14 protein-coding genes and 1 other RNA gene are annotated in these 17,586 nt (G+C 49.1%); 12 read left to right on the forward strand and 3 right to left on the reverse strand.

The annotated features are described in order from the left end of the window. The first annotated feature begins 1 nt into the window (after position 1). The 12 genes from gpmI to ACI1P2_RS24145 all read left to right on the forward strand — a co-directional run bounded on the left by gpmI (position 2) and on the right by ACI1P2_RS24145 (position 15,569). Entirely contained in the window at positions 2-1,546 is a 1,545-nt protein-coding gene (gpmI, locus tag ACI1P2_RS24090; protein ID WP_355323879.1) for a 2,3-bisphosphoglycerate-independent phosphoglycerate mutase, read from the forward strand. Positions 1,547-1,596: 50 nt separating this feature from the next. Beyond that, positions 1,597-2,883 carry a phosphopyruvate hydratase gene (eno, locus tag ACI1P2_RS24095; RefSeq protein ID WP_355323882.1) on the forward strand — a complete coding sequence of 429 codons (1,287 nt, stop codon included), beginning with the start codon at positions 1,597-1,599 and terminating at the stop codon, positions 2,881-2,883. A gap of 346 nt (positions 2,884-3,229) precedes the next feature. Next, on the forward strand, positions 3,230-4,156 hold the full coding sequence (locus tag ACI1P2_RS24100; protein WP_355323886.1) for an ABC transporter permease: 927 nt from the start codon (positions 3,230-3,232) through the stop codon (positions 4,154-4,156). Between the two features lies 1 nt (position 4,157). Further along, positions 4,158-5,117: an ABC transporter permease gene (locus ACI1P2_RS24105; protein WP_355323889.1), complete on the forward strand. Its 960-nt coding sequence runs from the start codon at positions 4,158-4,160 to the stop codon at positions 5,115-5,117. Positions 5,118-5,211: 94 nt separating this feature from the next. Continuing rightward, positions 5,212-6,867 carry a peptide ABC transporter substrate-binding protein gene (locus ACI1P2_RS24110; RefSeq protein ID WP_355323892.1) on the forward strand — a complete coding sequence of 552 codons (1,656 nt, stop codon included), beginning with the start codon at positions 5,212-5,214 and terminating at the stop codon, positions 6,865-6,867. A gap of 2 nt (positions 6,868-6,869) precedes the next feature. After that, positions 6,870-7,283, forward strand: a complete 414-nt coding sequence (locus ACI1P2_RS24115; protein WP_355323895.1) for a DUF3899 domain-containing protein — start codon at positions 6,870-6,872, stop codon at positions 7,281-7,283. Positions 7,284-7,470: 187 nt separating this feature from the next. Then, positions 7,471-7,704: a preprotein translocase subunit SecG gene (gene secG / locus ACI1P2_RS24120; RefSeq protein ID WP_355323898.1), complete on the forward strand. Its 234-nt coding sequence runs from the start codon at positions 7,471-7,473 to the stop codon at positions 7,702-7,704. A gap of 281 nt (positions 7,705-7,985) precedes the next feature. Then, positions 7,986-10,529: a ribonuclease R gene (gene rnr, locus ACI1P2_RS24125; protein ID WP_355323901.1), complete on the forward strand. Its 2,544-nt coding sequence runs from the start codon at positions 7,986-7,988 to the stop codon at positions 10,527-10,529. 315 nt (positions 10,530-10,844) lie between these two features. Beyond that, complete coding sequence (gene smpB, locus ACI1P2_RS24130; RefSeq protein ID WP_355323904.1) at positions 10,845-11,324, forward strand: SsrA-binding protein SmpB; 480 nt, start codon at positions 10,845-10,847, stop codon at positions 11,322-11,324. A gap of 258 nt (positions 11,325-11,582) precedes the next feature. After that, positions 11,583-11,946: a transfer-messenger RNA gene (gene ssrA, locus ACI1P2_RS24135) on the forward strand. Positions 11,947-12,221: 275 nt separating this feature from the next. Further along, entirely contained in the window at positions 12,222-13,070 is an 849-nt protein-coding gene (locus ACI1P2_RS24140; RefSeq protein ID WP_355323907.1) for an Rpn family recombination-promoting nuclease/putative transposase, read from the forward strand. 432 nt (positions 13,071-13,502) lie between these two features. Then, the gene (locus ACI1P2_RS24145; protein WP_355323910.1) at positions 13,503-15,569 is read left to right on the forward strand and encodes a pectate lyase family protein; all 2,067 of its coding nucleotides are present in this window, start codon (positions 13,503-13,505) and stop codon (positions 15,567-15,569) included. Between the two features lie 215 nt (positions 15,570-15,784). On the opposite strand, the gene ACI1P2_RS24150 is transcribed toward ACI1P2_RS24145, so the two are convergent. From ACI1P2_RS24150 to ACI1P2_RS24160, 3 genes are all read right to left on the reverse strand, one after another. Further along, positions 15,785-16,192, reverse strand: a complete 408-nt coding sequence (locus tag ACI1P2_RS24150; RefSeq protein ID WP_355323913.1) for a type II toxin-antitoxin system death-on-curing family toxin — start codon at positions 16,190-16,192, stop codon at positions 15,785-15,787. Then, a complete protein-coding gene (locus tag ACI1P2_RS24155; protein ID WP_355323916.1) occupies positions 16,189-16,452 on the reverse strand; it encodes an AbrB/MazE/SpoVT family DNA-binding domain-containing protein in 264 nt (87 codons plus the stop codon). The genes ACI1P2_RS24150 and ACI1P2_RS24155 overlap by 4 nt, the downstream gene beginning before the upstream one ends. Positions 16,453-16,800: 348 nt before the next feature. Next, positions 16,801-17,352 carry a DUF421 domain-containing protein gene (locus ACI1P2_RS24160; RefSeq protein WP_355323919.1) on the reverse strand — a complete coding sequence of 184 codons (552 nt, stop codon included), beginning with the start codon at positions 17,350-17,352 and terminating at the stop codon, positions 16,801-16,803. Positions 17,353-17,586 lie beyond the last annotated feature (234 nt).

Genomic DNA, 17,586 nt, shown 5'->3' on the forward strand with positions numbered 1-17,586 from the left:
CATGACTGCACCAAGACCGGTGGCATTGATCATCATGGACGGATTTGGCCTCAGAGACACCGTGGAAGGCAATGCCGTTGCACAGGCCAACAAGCCGAACTACGACAAATACTTAAGCATTTACCCGCACACGACGCTGACGGCTTCGGGCGAAGCGGTTGGGTTGCCGGAAGGGCAAATGGGCAACTCGGAGGTAGGACACCTGAACATCGGTGCCGGCCGGACTGTGTATCAGGATTTGACCAGAATCTCCAAGTCCATCCGGGAAGGCGAGTTCTTCGATAACGAAACCTTGGTTGAAGCCGTTCGTTATGCGAAGAATAATAACAAGAAGCTGCATCTGTACGGACTGCTGTCCGACGGCGGCGTACACAGCCACATTGACCACCTGTTTGCCATGATCGATCTGGCCAAGCGGGAGGATTTGCACGAAGTATACATCCATGCATTCATGGACGGACGCGACGTAATGCCTGACAGCGGTGTAGGCTTCATGGAGAAGTTGATCGCGAAAATCCAGGAAGCGGGCATCGGCAAAATTGCAACCGTACAAGGCCGTTATTATGCGATGGACCGCGATAAACGCTGGGAACGGGTTGAGAAGTCCTACCGTGCCATCGTGTATGGAGAAGGCCCTAAATATACGGATCCGCTGCAAGCCTTGCGTGAATCGTATGAGAAGTCCGTATTTGACGAGTTTGTAGAGCCTACTGTTATTACCAAAGCGGACGGCAGCCCGGTAGGTCTGGTGGAGAGCGGGGATTCCGTTGTGTTCCTGAACTTCCGTCCCGACCGTGCCATTCAGCTGTCCCAGGTATTCACCAATGCCGATTTCCGCGGATTTGACAGAGGTCCGAAATTCCCGGAAAACCTGCATTTCGTGTGCCTGACCTTGTTCAGTGAAACGGTAAACGGCTTTGTAGCCTACAAGCCGAAGAATCTGGACAACACGTTCGGAGAGGTGCTTGTGCAGCATAACAAGAAGCAGCTGCGCATTGCAGAAACCGAGAAATATCCGCACGTGACGTTCTTCTTCAGCGGCGGCCGTGATGTTGAGCTTCCAGGCGAAACACGGGTGCTGATCAACTCGCCGAAAGTGGCGACCTACGACCTGCAGCCGGAAATGAGCGCTTATGAAGTGGCAGACGCCTGCGTGAAGGAGATTGAATCCGACAAGCATGACGCGATTATTCTGAACTTTGCGAACCCGGACATGGTAGGACACTCCGGTAAAATGGAGCCTACGATCAAAGCGGTGGAAGTGACGGACGAGTGCGTAGGACGTGTAGTCGATGCCGTCAAGGCCAAGGGCGGCACGGTGATCATCATTGCCGACCACGGCAACGCGGATATGGAAATCGACGAAGAGGGCCGTCCATTTACTGCTCATACCACCAATCCGGTACCGTTCATCGTAACGGATGAGAACGTGGTGCTGCGCGAAGGCGGTATCCTGGCTGACGTAGCTCCGACGCTGCTGGATCTGATGGGTCTGCCGCAGCCGGCGGAAATGACAGGAAAGTCCATGATTGCAGCGCGTAAATAAGATGTGCTAATTTAGGAATAGAATAAACATACCAAAAGGAGATCTGTACAATGACTATTATTTCTGACGTGTACGCCCGCGAGGTCCTCGACTCCCGCGGCAACCCGACTGTAGAAGTTGAAGTATATCTGGAATCCGGCGCAATGGGACGCGCAATCGTTCCTTCCGGCGCATCCACTGGCGCGCACGAAGCTGTAGAGCTGCGCGATAATGATAAAGACCGTTACCTCGGTAAAGGTGTACTGCAAGCAGTTAAAAATGTAAACGAAGTAATCGCACCGGAAATTATCGGTTTGAACGCGATTGACCAACTGGAAATCGACAAAACGATGATTGCTCTGGACGGGACTCCTAACAAAGGCAAACTGGGTGCGAATGCAATTCTGGCTGTATCCATGGCTGTAGCACGTGCTGCTGCTGAGGCTCTGGACCTGCCTCTGTATGTATACCTTGGCGGATTCAACGCGAAGCAGCTGCCTGTGCCAATGATGAACATCGTGAATGGCGGCGCTCATGCCGACAACAACGTTGACGTTCAAGAGTTCATGGTTCTGCCAGTAGGCGCTCCAAGCTTCAAGGAAGCACTGCGTATGGGTGCGGAAATCTTCCACAACCTGAAATCCGTTCTGAAAGGCAAAGGCCTGAACACCGCAGTTGGCGACGAAGGCGGTTTTGCTCCTAACTTCACATCCAACGAAGATGCACTGTCTTCCATCATCGAAGCGATCGAAAAAGCAGGGTACAAGCCAGGCGAAGACGTACTGCTCGGTATGGACGTTGCATCCACAGAGTTCTACAAAGATGGCAAGTACACGCTGGAAGGCGAAGGCAAATCCTTCACTTCCGCTGAGTTCGTAGACCTGCTGGCTTCCTGGGTTGAGAAATACCCGATCGTTACGATTGAAGACGGATGCGCAGAAGACGACTGGGAAGGCTGGAAGCTGCTTACCGAGAAGCTGGGCAGCAAAATTCAGCTGGTTGGTGACGACCTGTTCGTAACCAACACTGAACGTCTGAGCAAAGGTATCGAAGAAGGCATCGGCAACTCCATCCTGATCAAGGTAAACCAAATCGGTACCCTGACAGAAACGTTCGACGCCATCGAAATGGCGAAGCGCGCTGGCTACACAGCTGTAATATCCCACCGTTCCGGTGAGTCCGAAGACAGCACTATCGCTGACATCGCGGTTGCTACCAATGCCGGCCAAATCAAAACCGGTGCTCCGTCCCGTACGGACCGTATCGCGAAGTACAACCAGCTGCTTCGTATCGAAGACCAGCTCGGCGAGCTGGCTCAATACCATGGCTTGAAATCCTTCTACAACCTGAAAAAATAAGTATCTCACTCCGATCGTCTTCGCCTGAAGACAAGGGATGGGATACTCGTAATATGAGCTCTTCATGTGAGAAGCTCATGATAAGAAAGCGGACCCCAAGGTAACTCCGGGTCCGCTTTTTTTTGTACACTTTGTTATTTGTTATCTAACCACAGAAGGCATCAATCAAAATCGATATTAGAAAAAAGTTGACACGACAAGTTGAATACTATATTATTCCTATTAAATTTGTTGGAATAAATCCTGCGATTTTACTATTCTTTCAACAGAGAAGGTGTTGCTGCGCTTTTAAATCTCACTATACATATGGTTTTACAGAGTATTATGAAGACAGGAGAATTGAACGATGTATATTGTTAAGCGTATGCTGACGATGCTGCTCACAATCTGGATTGTGGTTACGTTGACCTTCCTGATTATGCATATGATTCCTGGAGACCCCTTTGCCTCTGATTCCAATACGCTGCCAGAGGCGGTAGTGGAAAATATGCGGGCACGCTATCACCTGGATCAACCGCTGCCTGTGCAGTATGTGACGTATTTGAAAAATTTGCTGACATTCGATCTCGGACCGTCTATTCAATCCAAGACGACGGATGTGAATACGCTAATCAGCAGGGGTTTTCCCCCTTCTGCCTGGATCGGTCTGCAAGCGATGATCTTCGCCATTCTGGCAGGTGTTACCTTGGGCAGTGTGGCTGCGTTGTATCATAACCGCACGTTGGATTATCTCGCCATGATTGTAGCCATCATCGGTATCTCCATCCCCAGCTTCATTCTTGCGCCGCTGCTCATTAAATATGCCGCAGTGCAGTGGAGGCTTCTGCCTGTGGCTTCATGGGGCACGTGGAAGCACACGGTACTGCCATCGTTGGCTCTATCCGTTACACCGCTAGCGATAATAGCCCGCTTCGTGCGAACAAGTCTGATTGATGTATTGAATCAGGATTACATTCGTACGGCGAAGGCCAAAGGGTTATCCACCTGGGAGGTTATCGTCAGGCATGGTCTGCGGAATGCGCTCATTCCCGTACTGTCCTTCATGGGGCCGTTATTTGCTTCCGTGATTACCGGAACCTTTGTGGTCGAGAAGATCTTTGCGATTCCGGGGATCGGTAAATATTTTGTGGACAGTGTCTTTAATCGCGATTATCCGGTGATTTTGGGCACGACTATTTTTTACAGCACGGTGCTCGTCATCACGTTGTTCCTGATTGACATTTTATACCGCGTGGTCGACCCGAGAATTCAACTGGTGAGCAAAGGAGAATAGCATGAAATCATCCAATGAGCAGCTTAACCTTTACTCCGAATCATCGTTCCAATTGGTTGGCGCGGCCAAGCCCGCTGCTTCCTTCCAGAAACGCTCCGCCATACCGGCTTGGCAAGAGCTTGCAATCCGGCTCCTCCGGAATAAGCTGGCGGTATGTGGTGCGGTCTTGTTGCTGCTGATCCTGGCAATGGCCTGGGTGGGGCCTCATTTAACTCCGCACACTCCCAGTACGCAGTCTTTAACCCAGACGAACCAGCCTCCGTCGGCCGAGCATTGGTTCGGTACGGATGATCTGGGGCGTGACGTGTGGGCACGTACTTGGGCGGGTGCCCGAATATCCTTATTCATAGGGTTTGCAGCGGCAGTGATTGATCTGATATTGGGCATTGTAGTCGGAGGAATATCCGGCTACATGGCTGGGAGAAGTCCCCTGGGTGACCGGATAGATGGCCTATTGATGAGGGTGGTTGAAATTTTGTACAGCATTCCTTATTTGCTGGTCATTATTTTGCTGCTGGTCATTATGAAGCCGGGCATATGGACGATGGTCATCGCCTTGTCCATCACGGGCTGGGTTGGTATGGCCCGGGTTGTCAGAGGCCAGATTCTGCAGCTCAAGGAGCGGGAGTATGTGCTGGCGGCCCGTATGCTGGGAATGTCGCACACCCGGATTATCCTGAAACATCTGCTGCCCAACGCAGCAGGCATCATCGTTGTGAATCTGACCTTTACCATTCCGTCGGCTATCTTTTCTGAGTCGTTTCTGAGCTTTCTTGGTCTGGGTATTCAGGCTCCTGCAGCAAGCTGGGGAACGATGGCAAACGATTCATTAGGGGTCATTTTGAGCGGACAGTGGTGGAGGCTGTTTTTCCCGGGTTTCATGATTTCCCTGACGATGTTCGCATTCAACGCGCTGGGAGACGGATTACAGGATGTGCTTGATCCCCGAAGCAATAACTAGCTTCAAGGGCCCTTAAATATCTTATATGGCCTTTAAGGGCTTCGATAAAGGGAACTACATAATAACTTACTATATTACTTGGAGGTAGAGTCATATGAAATCATTCACTCGAACTTGGATCACCATCCTGCTGCTGGCAGCCGTGGCGCTGGCTGGATGCTCGAGCGGCAGCTCTCCGTCTGCCAGTTCGGCCGATGGCAGCACGAAAGAGGGAGCTGGAGCAGCTGTTCCTCAGGTGCTGACTACCAATCTGGCGGGAGGGGAGCCCTATACTCTGGACCCGGCTTTTGCCTCGGATACAACCTCCTACTGGGTTATCGACAATCTGTATGAAGGGCTGTATGGCTATGATAAAGAGGGCAATGTCGTAGAGGCCGCTGCGGGCAACGTAGATATTTCGGAGGACGGCAAGACGTACACCTTCACGATCCGGGACGGAGCGCAATGGTCCAACGGCGACCCGCTCACAGCTCAGGATTTTGAATACTCGTGGAAGCGTGTATTGAACCCGGAGACTGCTGCTTACGATCCGTCATCTTTATATTACATCAAGGGTGCTGAGGAATATAACACAGGTAAAGGCAAGGCTGAGGATGTGGGCATTACGGCTGTAGATGATCGGACGCTGAAGGTGGAATTGAAGGCGCCGCTCAGCTTCTTCCCTATCGTAGCGGTAGGCCATGCTTACCTGCCTGTAAATCATGCTGTTGTAGAGCAAAATGAGAAATGGGCAGCAGAAGCGGAGACATTGGTAGGCAACGGACCTTTCACGGCGAAAACCTGGAAGCATAATGAGGAGATTACACTGAGCAAGAACGAGAATTACTGGAACAAGGACCTCATTGCACTGGATACGATTAACTTTAAGATGGTGCAGGATTCCACGACTTATTATCAGATGTATAAAACGGGCGATCTCGATCTGATTTTGTCCCTGCCTGTGGATACGATTGATCAGGAGAAGAGTAATAAGGAATATGTGTCGCATCCTTCGTTCAGTGTGTATACGTACTCGTTCAATGTTAAGGAGAAGCCTTTTAATAACAAAAAGATTAGACAAGCCTTCTCCTATGCGATCGACCGTGAGGCGCTGGCGAACAATGTCACCAAAGCAGGTGAGGTCCCTGCTTACGGCTATGTTCCGTATGGTACTACGGCTCCATCCGGCAAGGATTTCAGGGACGAAGCTACAGAAAAGTATTACGAATATAACGTAGATAAAGCAAAGGAACTGCTGGCAGAAGGCTTGCAAGAGGAGGGCCTGACTGAGCTGCCACCGGTAACCTTCAAGTACAATACCAATGACAAGCACAAAAAAGTCGCGGAAGCTATTCAGGAAATGCTGAAGGAAAACCTGGGGGTTCAGGTTCAACTGGAAAACCAGGAATGGGGAACATATATTGATACATTCAAGCAGAAGAACTTCCAGGTTGCGCGTATGGGCTGGGTTGGCAATTATCTGGACCCTCTTGGCGTGCTTGGGCATTACACTACAGATAACTCGAACAATTTCACGAACTGGAGCAATGCCGCTTACGATCAATTGATTCAGGAATCAACGTATGAGCAGAACCCGGAGAAGCGCTTTGCAGAGCTGCATGAGGCAGAGGGCATTCTGATGGACGAGCTCCCGATTATGACCCTGCTGTTCTCCGCAGATACCGCTTTGGTCAGTCCTAAGGTGGAAGGGATCGTCTTTGATGCCCGCGCCAATGCAGACCTTCGCTTTGCCAAGCGGGTAGTGGAGTAAGCATGCTGCTTCGGACAATCGCGGTGACGGGACTGGCGGCTGGAATCACCTGGCTCATTTGCAATGGGAGTGTTCAGGCTGCTGTCACTGGTACTGGTCCAGTCTCCGCAATTCAGGGCGGGCAGGAGGCTGCGAATCGATTATTTCTGTACGGTATGCTGGCTCTGGTCGTAGGGGCCTTGGCCTATGTACGGAACACGGGCTTTTTTGCTCCATTATCGAAAGGGCTAAACATGTTGCAGGGGGTGCGCAGAACCTCCAGATCATTGCAGCGGGAGAACGAACGTCTGATGCAGGATGAGGCATTACAATCCTGGAAGCTGAGCTTGTATCGCGGGCTGTCCTGGTACAGTGTGTCGATTGGGGGTGGTCTGGTGCTGGCCAGTACAGTCTGGTTGCTGCAAACAGCAAACTAAACCGCGCAAACTACGTCAATGAGCAAGCCATGTAGATCAGTTATCATCCCTTGAGCTTTGAGGAGATTTTGGAAAGTTTGGTTGTGTTAAGCGAATGGATATGATAAAATAAAAATGCTGTTTATGAGACGTGAACTCTTCATTTTAATGCATAGATAGTGATGCTCAGTCTTAGGGGGTGGATTACATGGAATTGTTTTTGAAAATCTTGCTCGTTGTATTGTCCATTGCTGTAATCGCGGTTGTATTGTTGCAAAAAGGTAAGAGCGCAGGGTTGTCCGGTGCCATCTCCGGAGGAGCGGAACATCTGTTTGGCAAGACCAAAGCGCGCGGGATGGATCTGATTCTGCAGCGTGTAACGACAGGACTCGGAGCAGCGTTTATGATCGTCTCCATTCTGGTTGCTGTCCTGGTGAGCTAATACGAACACCTAAAGCCTTCGTTTCAACCGAAACGGAGGCTTTTTTTGAATATTTATACGGCCGTGACCGAAATACATAATAAGCGATATTCTAATATAGGAAAGTTCATACTTTACCGGGTGCAGGGATGCATGGGATTGAATCTGTGTATACTAGGGTATGAGTATACTAGGACTGGTCTAATGATGACCGGATGAGGCGCCTGCACCTCACGAACGTAGAGCAGGAACAGATTAGAGAGGGATGGGTCGAAAATTAAAGGTCACCCGAGGTGGACGAAATGATAACTGAAGAACAAATACTTGAATTTATGCGGGATGCCGCTTATAAGCCGATGACATATCAGGAGCTGGAGAAGCATTTCGGGATTGATAATGCGGCGGATTTCAGGGAATTCCTGAAGCTGTTGAACACGCTGGAGGAGAGCGGCAAGCTGCTGCTGAACAGCGGCAGCCGGTATGGCGTTCCGGAGAGGATGAACCTGGTGCGCGGGCGCCTGCAGGCTCATGCCAAGGGCTTTGCTTTCCTTATTCCGGAGGACAGGGATCATCCGGATGTCTATATTCATGCGAATGACCTCAAGGGGGCAATGAACGGCGATACCGTGCTGGTCCGTGTGACCTCCAGAGGGCCTGCGGGCGGACGCCTGGAAGGTGAAGTGGTGCGGATCGTCGAGCGTGGCATTCTGCAGGTGGTCGGCGTGTTCCAGAGCCATGAAGTATACGGCTTCGTAATTCCTGACGACAAACGGATTAATCGGGATATTTTTATTCCTCAGCCCAGTTTTAATGGAGCGGTCAATGGACAGAAGGTCGTTGTCAAGATTGTGAACTACCCCGAGGGCCGTGCGGCTGCCGAAGGTGAAATTATTGAAATTCTTGGTCATAAGGACGACCCGGGCGTGGATATTCTGTCCATTATCCGCAAGCATCAGCTTCCGGAATCTTTTCCCGAGGAAGTCATGGCTGAAGCGGATGCGGCTCCCGATTCTATTACAGAGGATGAAATCATCCGGCAAGGGAGACGGGATCTGCGCGACAAAACGATCGTGACGATCGACGGCGAAGACGCGAAGGATCTCGATGACGCAGTCAATGTGGAACGCCTGCCGAACGGAAACTACCTGCTTGGCGTTCATATTGCGGATGTAGGGTATTATGTGCGCGAGAATTCCAAGCTTGATCAGGAAGCGTATAACCGCGGCTGCAGCGTGTATCTGGTGGATCGTGTCATCCCGATGCTTCCTCACCGTCTGTCTAACGGAATTTGCTCCCTTAATCCGCAGGTTGACCGGCTGACGATGTCGTGTGAAATGGAATTCGATCCGACTATGAAGGTCGTGCGGCATGATGTTTTTACAAGTGTGATCAAGACGAAAGAACGGATGACCTACAAGAATGTCCGCAAAATCCTCGATGAGGAGGATCCGGAGCTGCTGGAGCGCTACAAGGATCTGGTCGATACCTTCAAGCTGATGAAGGAGCTGGCCATGAAGCTGCGCAGCAACCGGATGAAGCGGGGCGCGGTGGATTTTGATTTCGACGAAGCCAAGGTCATCGTCAATGAGGAAGGCAAGGCCGTCGATATCGTCAAGCGGGAACGCACGGTGGCCGAACAGATTATCGAGGAGTTCATGCTGGCGGCGAATGAGACGGTGGCGGAGCATTTTCACTGGCTGAAGGTGCCGTTTATTTACCGGATTCACGAGGACCCGGATCAGGAAAAGCTGCAGAATTTTATGGCGTTTGCCGCTAATTTCGGCCATCAGATTAAAGGCCGCGGCAATTCAATTCACCCTCGTGCCCTGCAGACGCTGCTGGAGGATATCCAGGGCACGAAGGAGCAGACTGTGCTGAGCACGATGATGCTGCGCTCCATGAAGCAGGCGAAATATGATTCGGAATCGACGGGTCACTTCGGGCTGGCGGCGGAGTTTTATTCCCACTTCACGTCCCCGATTCGCCGTTATCCCGATTTGGTCATTCACCGTGTGATTCGGGAAGTGCTGCAGAGCGGCGGCACGCTTTCGCCGGAGCGCCAGGAATACCTCGCTTCCCGCATGCAGGATATTGCGCAGCAGTCTTCCGAACGGGAGCGGGTTGCGGTGGATGCCGAGCGCGATGTAGAGCAGATGAAGAAAGCAGAGTACATGCTCGATAAGGTCGGGGAAGAGTTCGACGGCATTATCAGCAGCGTTACCAGCTTCGGTATGTTCATTGAGCTGGAAAATACGGTGGAGGGGCTCATCCGGATGGGTGGCCTGACGGACGATTATTACCACTTCGATGAGGCCCATATGGCCCTGATCGGGGAGCGCACCTCCCGCGTATTCCGCATCGGCGATGAGGTGAAGGTACGGGTGGCGCGCGTCAGCATGGAAGAGCACACCATCGATTTCGAGCTGGTGGATATGAAGCCGCGCAGCGAGCGCGGACGGCCCGACTGGGCTGGCGGCGGCTCCGGGCGTTCGGGCGGCCGCGGCAAGGGAGGCGGCCGTGGTGGTGCGCCAGCGGCGTCGGAAGGCGGACGCTCCGGAGACAAGGGTAAAGGCAAACGGGGCGGCAATGGTGGCCGGTCCGATCGTGGGGGTGCCGCAGCCCCTGCGGTGAGCTTCGGCTTCGGCAGCGGTAAAGGCGGCTACAGCTCGCCGACTGCCGAAGGGGGGAGCCGCCGCAAGAAGACGTCGGCGAGCGGCATCTTCATCGGCGAGTCGGCCACGCCGGGCAGCGATGCTGGCGGTCCGGTGCGCCGCAAGCGGAAGAAGTCCAAAGGCGGCAGCGGCGGGAACGCGACAGCAGCCTTTGTGCGTAAGAAGAAAAAGTGAACGGACGGACAGTTGATTTGTGGAAGTTTTGAGGATCTCAAACCGTCTTTGCGACGGTCAGACGGTCGGCGATGTCCCTGAATATTCAAGGGTCATGGCAAGCACTGGCAGCCTGTCATGGGGCAGGCTGCTTGCTCAAGGGGCCACAGCATGCACAAGCAGCCTGTTACGACGACAGGCTGTTCGCTTGCGGAGCATAGTATGTGACGTAATTGCAGCTGATTGAAGCCGGATATCCTTGCTTTTGCCAAGGTGCTTTTGCTACAATTAATGTCTGGCTTCGCTATATGTTATTTTGTTAAAGGAGTGATTGTCATGGGTAAAAAAGCCGACGGGAAAGTGCTCGCCCAGAACAAGAAAGCTTCCCATGATTATTTTATTGAAGATACCTACGAAGCGGGAATGGTGCTAACGGGAACGGAGATCAAGTCCGTCCGCAACGGGCGTTCCAATATCAACGATGCGTTTGCAACCATTCGTAACGGGGAAATTCATATTCATAACATGCATATCAGCCCGTTCGAGCAGGGCAACCGGCATAATCCCGACGATCCGACCCGCGCGCGCAAGCTGCTGCTGCATAAGGAGCAGATCAACAAGCTGCTGGGCCTGTCGAAGCAGGACGGCTACGCGATCGTGCCGCTGAAGATTTACGTCCGCAACGGATATGCGAAGCTGCTGCTTGGGCTGGGTAAAGGTAAGAAACAGTACGACAAACGCGAAACGGCCGCCAAACGGGATGCTCAACGCGACATCCAGCGTGCGCTGCGTGAGAAGCAGAAGGTCGCGCGTTAACACGGAGTTGGCTGTGCAGGAACATGCTGCTTGTGGCGGGTCGGGGTACCTGAGTTGGGGTAATTTATATACGCTCAGTATATCGAAACGTCTATATTTTGATGCTGATGTATGGTATACTATTTAAGCAGTGTTCTTAGGGAAACTGCACCGTGATGCTTCTGAACATCCTTTCTTTTATGGAGGGAAAGGATGAGGAATAGATCAATGCTTATGCCCGGTTATGCCGGATCTGATCCAGAAGCCCTTTTATATTGAGGGGGCGTTTATGGATTCGACGGGGATAGTTCGAGCATGAGTAGCGGGTAGTGGGGACGCGTCCGCTTCATCAACGCTAAAGCCTATTAAACGGCAAACAACAAACTAACTACGCTCTCGCAGCTTAATAACCTGCAGACGTGCTCTCGCTCTGTATCGCCCATGTACCGGGATGAGGGCTCAACTTTAGTGGGATACGCTGTCTAGTCTCCGCCTGCGGCTAGCTGAAGAAGACAACCAGGCTGACCCGAAGGGAATCCGGTAACGGGGAGTCTCTAGGGTGACATCAAAACTGTTACTACACCCGTAGAAGCTTATGTGGCGTTATCTTCGGACAGGGGTTCGACTCCCCTCGCCTCCATTTAAATCATCAGTGAGACCACCTTTGAAGGTGGTCTTTCTACATTTTATGGGGATGTTTCAGGGTACATCACGGTTAGAAAGGTTTACAGTGGCTGGGTTTGTTCCGTGTGTTGTTGATGTAGCCAGTGACCGTCACTGATGGTATGGTGTTACCGCACTGAACATCTTCAGGAATATGAATATTGAGTAATGTTACCGTGGTTTTTGGTATGTTTGCTTTGTCTGTCTAAGAATTTGTAAGCATGGTATACTAATGACGAATGGAGTTGATTGCAGATGAACGAACTGCTTGATCCCCGAAACGATTTTCTATTTAAACGTATATTCGGCAGTGAGGAAAACCGCGATGTCCTGCTTGAGTTCTTGAATAAGACTTTTATTGAGGCCGGCAAACAGCCTTTAACTGAAATCATTCTGGTCAATCCGTATACTGATAAAGATGCTCCTCGCGACAAACAGTCGATTCTGGACATTCGAGGGAAAACAGTGGATGGTGAGCTTATCAACGTTGAAATGCAACTATTCAACAAATACGATACCGAGAAACGCACCATGTTCTATTGGAGCAAGCTTTACAGTGGACAGCTTCAAGAGGGACAATCTTATAAAGCGTTGAAGAAATGTGTGACCATCAATATACTGAATTATTCTTTCCTGTCCAATAATCAATATCATAACGTATTCCATCTGCGTGAAGATCGAAGCGGTATACCGCTCATTGATGACATAGAACTGCATTTTCTTGAGCTTCCAAAACTCGGGGAGCATGCATCTCCTGTTGAAAGCGGCGGTTTGGTCAATTGGCTGCTCTTTTTGAAGGGTGTAGATAAATCCAATTGGGAGGTGCTGACGATGAATGAACCTATATTGAAAAAAGCAATGGATACGTTGGAGTTTCTGAGTCAGGATGCTGAGGCCCGCCGATTGTACGAAGACAGACAGAAGTATCTTCATGATGAAGCTTCCATGATTGAAGGAGCTAAGGCAGAAGGAGAACGTAGCAAGACCACCGATATTGCCAAGAAATTGATTCAATCAGGAGTGGATGTTGCTATCATTGCTTCATCCACCGGATTAACAAAAGAAGAAATAGAGCGGTTGAGAAACACACGATACTCTTCATGAATCATACTTTCGGTTGCCAATGACCCCTATATGGTTGTTGGCAACTTTTTTATGCAGCAAACTATTTCTCAATGCATTAAAAAATAGCGATTTGTAAATTTAAAAGTGTTATCCACAACCGAATCCGGTTGTGGATTTTTGCTTTTTTGGACAAGAGAACAATTTGTCCAAGAGTGAAGTGTCATTTCCCTTACATATAATCATTAACTCAGAATACAGCGGAATACAGAGTATGAGAAAATGATTATTCTGGAACTGCTTTCGCCGCTGATATGCTGTGCGTGAAGTTCACAATTTTGTTGAACTTAACAAGGCGTTCACTTTGAAAGACATGATCGATCCATAAGCGAGGAGGTGGGTAAGGAAGTTCCGGTCAATTTGTAAACGGTTACAAAAAGATGGGTAACATAATAAAAAACAGGAGGAAATCAAATGAAAAACAGAGTTGCAAAGGTAACCGGCATTGTGTTGTTGTTTTCTCTGGCCCTATCTTTAGTAGCAGGGGGATGGGCGAATACAACGGTCCATGCTGCCGGGATTTCGATCATCGGCGGTGGGGGCTGGAATGAAACGGCGTATGTAGAATGGTCACCGGTGAGTAATGCGGAGGGATACAATGTATATGTTAAACACGCAAGTGCGCCGGATTCCAGCTATCAGCAAATTGATAATGAGCTGATCCGACAATACCCCTCCTATTGGAGAGCGGACGCCGTAGGTCTTGCGGCCGGAACTTATGTAATGAAGGTTGAAGCCAGGCTGACGGACGGTTCAACGGCAAGAGCCGTTTCGAACAGCTTATCTGTAGTGTCATATGATCGATCCGGATTTGCTTTTTCCTCAGACTCGCAATACGGTACAGGATCGGGTGCCTACAATGATGACGGAACACTTAAGCATGGTGCACAAGTTATTTATGTGACCTCCGAGACGGCACGAACCGTAACTCTTGATGTGAAAATCAATAGCTCTGGCGGTGTTCAAACGGGTGTGGGTATCGGCGAGATTTTGACACTAAGACAAAAAGGCTATGATACAACCCCTCTTGCCATCCGGTTTATTGGAAAAGTTACAGATGACGACATGAGCGGGCAACTGAATAGCAGCGGATACCTTCAAGTAAAAGGCAAAAACGATTATTCGGAAATGAATATAACGGTCGAAGGGATCGGAGACGACGCCTATGCTTACGGGTGGGGATTCCTCCTGAGATATGTCGGGAATGTGGAAGTGAGAAATCTGGGGCACATGTTGTTCCCTGACGACGGGATTTCCATGGATACGGGAAACGTCAACGTGTGGGTGCATAACAATGATCTATTTTATGGAACCGCAGGAGGAGATGCCGACCAGGCCAAGGGCGATGGTTCAACAGACCTGAAGAAAGGGTCGACCTATATTACAATCTCTTACAACCACTACTGGGATTCGGGAAAAGCGGCTTTGGTCGGTTTGAGTGAATCGGAGGAATTCTTTGTCACGTTCCACCATAATTGGTTTGATCACTCGGACTCCCGCCATCCACGAATCAGATTAGCATCGGTTCACATATATAATAACTTCTATGACGGAGTCTCAAAATATGGTGTCGGTGTTACTACAGGAGCTTCGGCCTTTGTGGAATCCAATTATTTTAGACATAGCAAATACCCAATGTTAAGCTCCTTGCAAGGTACGGATGCTTTAGGGGAAGGGACATTTTCGGGCGAAGACGGAGGCGTGATCAAGGCCTATAACAATATGATAATAGATGCAGACAGTCTGATTTATGCAAACTCCAATACCGGGACAGCTCCGGCAAATGCAACCTCATTCGATGCATACTTGGCTTCGTCAAGAAATGAAACCGTACCTAGCTCATACAAAGCATTAGTGGGAGGAACGGCTTTTAATAACTTCGATACAAGCGTTGATACGGGAGTAAACAGCGCGGACATTGCTAACGTGAGCGATGTGGAACAGATCGTTACCGCACAAGCCGGACGCCTGAATAACGGAGACTTCACCTGGGAGTTTAATGATTCCGTTGACGACACATCCTTTGCCCTCAATACAGCTCTTATGGCCAAAATAAGCAGCTACACCTCTCAACTTGTATCCGTAGGCGGGAATTCAACCTCGACGGGGCCGGAACCGGAGCCAGAGCCCGAACCGAATCCATCCCCCGGGGAACAGGTCCACAACTTTACAACCTCCGGATTGAAAAGCGATTTTTTTGATATTGCAGGGAATCTTTCCACAACAAAGGGAACCGTGGTGTATAACGGCTTGACGCTAACCCAATGTTTGAAAATCGAGAGTTCAACCCGTATTTCCTTTACCTCTACGGAAACTGCTACATTAACATTAGTGTTTAATTCGCCAGACGGAACAAAGGTCAAAGTTGATGGAACAAGTTATCCAATGACGAATGGTATTGTCAGTGTGTCACTTGCTCCAGGGGCGCATACTATTACAAAAGATAATACTACTAATCTTTTTTATATGGAATTGGAGTAGACAGTCTGGATGGGCTCTAGCGCGTTACCGCTTTCTGATGTTGCTAATCTTAAAAGAATCGACCCCAAATCATTAAGAGCAGATTTCAGTTGAAAAGTAAGAGCACATGCACTGGGGATTTGTATGATTATGGTTCGCTCATATATTAAAGGCACCTTTAAAGCCACACTTAACAGGAAAAAGCAACCTTGCCCGGTTGCTTTTTCGCCCATACTCTAAGCTTTCGTTTTCTCCACACAATGTGTTTGAATAATCGCAGCCAATTCTTGAAACTCATATTTGTGATTAACCATATCTACAGTAAAGTCTTCAGCTTTTTTTGGATCCATCTTAAAAAGTAGATTATTGTAACGTAGAAAAATAAAAAGTGCCGTAAAAGCAGTTCGTTTGTTTGCATTGTGAAATGGATGGTTTTGACCTAGTGACTCAAAAAGAGCGGCTGCTTTTTCGAAAATGGTCGGGTAAGCATCGTCTCCAAAAGCGGAAGATTGTGGCCGAAGGATTGCTGATTCGAGCAATCCCGGGTCTTTCACTCCAACTTGCTCACCTGGACTGTAGCGTTGAATCATGGCAAGATTAATGGCTATAATTTCTTGGACAGATAAATAACGAACCGGCGTCATCTGTCTTTGAGGCCCTTTAAGGTTTGATCGTACTCATTAATTGCCTCAGATAAAGACTCCATGAAGTCCCCACTAATCCCATTAGGGAGTGACACTTTTGTTGATTTTCTGATAATGATTTCTCCAGTAGATTTGTTTACATCGATACTAACGGTATCTCCTTGATCCAGTCCTATTTGTTTCAGTGCATCGGTCATTGTTATACCCAAACTGTTACCGAATTTCGTCACTTTTCGTTCCATTTCAACCACCCTATTCATTGAGCATCCCCCATATCATTCTATTCAACTGTTATAACAATTATACAATTATAGATTTAAAACTCAATCTAGAGGCTGATTTTATATCGGGCGGCTTTTCAGAAGTGTTACTTGCAATATGAATTCCGCCGTCAGCCAGCTCTTTAGGGGGAGCCTTTCAACAGCAAACGTGTGGTGAAGATTCGAAGGGAATAAGTTCGAGATTTTTTATGACGCCATAGAAAAAGCGGCAGAAGCTGAGGATTTACTCAGATGCAGATCGCCTCAACACATTAAAGACACTGAGCAATAAGATCAGTGCCTTTTTCGTATCAGAAGACCCAGGGAAATTCCTCTCAACCATTGATTTTACTCAGCACTCCTCCGCACCTTTTCAAACACATTGTCTTTTTTCGGCTCCTCTTTTTCCAACTCAACCTTTAAAGCTTTTAACAGCTGTTCCCACTCCTTACGAGTTACCGGGCTGGCCGATTTGGTGAGTTCATAGCCAATCTGGCCGTTCACTTCAAGCGTTGCCGTTTTGATATCGGATATACTCTCTATACCTTGCTGTCTGACGCGCAGCTCCAATTGTTCAGTAGTCATTCTTAATTTGGCCAAATTTTGTTGTAATATTTGCCCATCCTTGATCACTAACGTGGGTTTGCCAATAATCATTTTTTGAAAAAAAGGCCATTTCATAGCGGTATATTGAAACACGATCAGTATAGTTATGAACAACCCGATTGTAATAATCGTCCTCAATAACCTGCTGTGTGCGTCAACATGTCCAATGATCGTACCGATGGCCAGCGTGGTCACCATCTCAAGGGGGGTCATTTCAGAAATGACCTTTTTTCCTGCAATCCTGAGCAAAATAAATCCCGAAATGATAAGAGCTAATGCATCCAAAGCAAACAAACAGGTTGCCCCCTTAAGAAGAATGTTATCAATTATAACCATTGGATAATTTTTCATACTTTAGTTCGTTATTAGATCTGGCGCGTGTACAGCACTATTAGCTGGTTTAGTTTTATGCCCATGAAAAGATTTGATAAAATGTACAAGGGCTACACTCGGTGGAGGCGATCGCTGCTATTCTGGAAGAGCATTCTGAGGAAAACTGATCTAATCTGTTCTTTTCGTAACTCTGTG

The organism is Paenibacillus jiangxiensis, assembly GCF_046098255.1.
Lineage (GTDB): Bacteria > Bacillota > Bacilli > Paenibacillales > Paenibacillaceae > Paenibacillus > Paenibacillus jiagnxiensis.

What these genes read in the sequence shown, in the direction of transcription:
- gpmI (WP_355323879.1), top strand. Translation starts at nt 2, where the DNA reads ATGACTGCACCAAGACCGGTGGCATTGATCATCATGGACGGATTTGGC.
- eno (WP_355323882.1), top strand. Translation starts at nt 1,597, where the DNA reads ATGACTATTATTTCTGACGTGTACGCCCGCGAGGTCCTCGACTCCCGC.
- ACI1P2_RS24100 (WP_355323886.1), top strand. Translation starts at nt 3,230, where the DNA reads ATGTATATTGTTAAGCGTATGCTGACGATGCTGCTCACAATCTGGATT.
- ACI1P2_RS24105 (WP_355323889.1), top strand. Translation starts at nt 4,158, where the DNA reads ATGAAATCATCCAATGAGCAGCTTAACCTTTACTCCGAATCATCGTTC.
- ACI1P2_RS24110 (WP_355323892.1), top strand. Translation starts at nt 5,212, where the DNA reads ATGAAATCATTCACTCGAACTTGGATCACCATCCTGCTGCTGGCAGCC.
- ACI1P2_RS24115 (WP_355323895.1), top strand. Translation starts at nt 6,870, where the DNA reads ATGCTGCTTCGGACAATCGCGGTGACGGGACTGGCGGCTGGAATCACC.
- secG (WP_355323898.1), top strand. Translation starts at nt 7,471, where the DNA reads ATGGAATTGTTTTTGAAAATCTTGCTCGTTGTATTGTCCATTGCTGTA.
- rnr (WP_355323901.1), top strand. Translation starts at nt 7,986, where the DNA reads ATGATAACTGAAGAACAAATACTTGAATTTATGCGGGATGCCGCTTAT.
- smpB (WP_355323904.1), top strand. Translation starts at nt 10,845, where the DNA reads ATGGGTAAAAAAGCCGACGGGAAAGTGCTCGCCCAGAACAAGAAAGCT.
- ACI1P2_RS24140 (WP_355323907.1), top strand. Translation starts at nt 12,222, where the DNA reads ATGAACGAACTGCTTGATCCCCGAAACGATTTTCTATTTAAACGTATA.
- ACI1P2_RS24145 (WP_355323910.1), top strand. Translation starts at nt 13,503, where the DNA reads ATGAAAAACAGAGTTGCAAAGGTAACCGGCATTGTGTTGTTGTTTTCT.
- ACI1P2_RS24150 (WP_355323913.1), bottom strand. Translation starts at nt 16,192, where the DNA reads ATGACGCCGGTTCGTTATTTATCTGTCCAAGAAATTATAGCCATTAAT.
- ACI1P2_RS24155 (WP_355323916.1), bottom strand. Translation starts at nt 16,452, where the DNA reads ATGAATAGGGTGGTTGAAATGGAACGAAAAGTGACGAAATTCGGTAAC.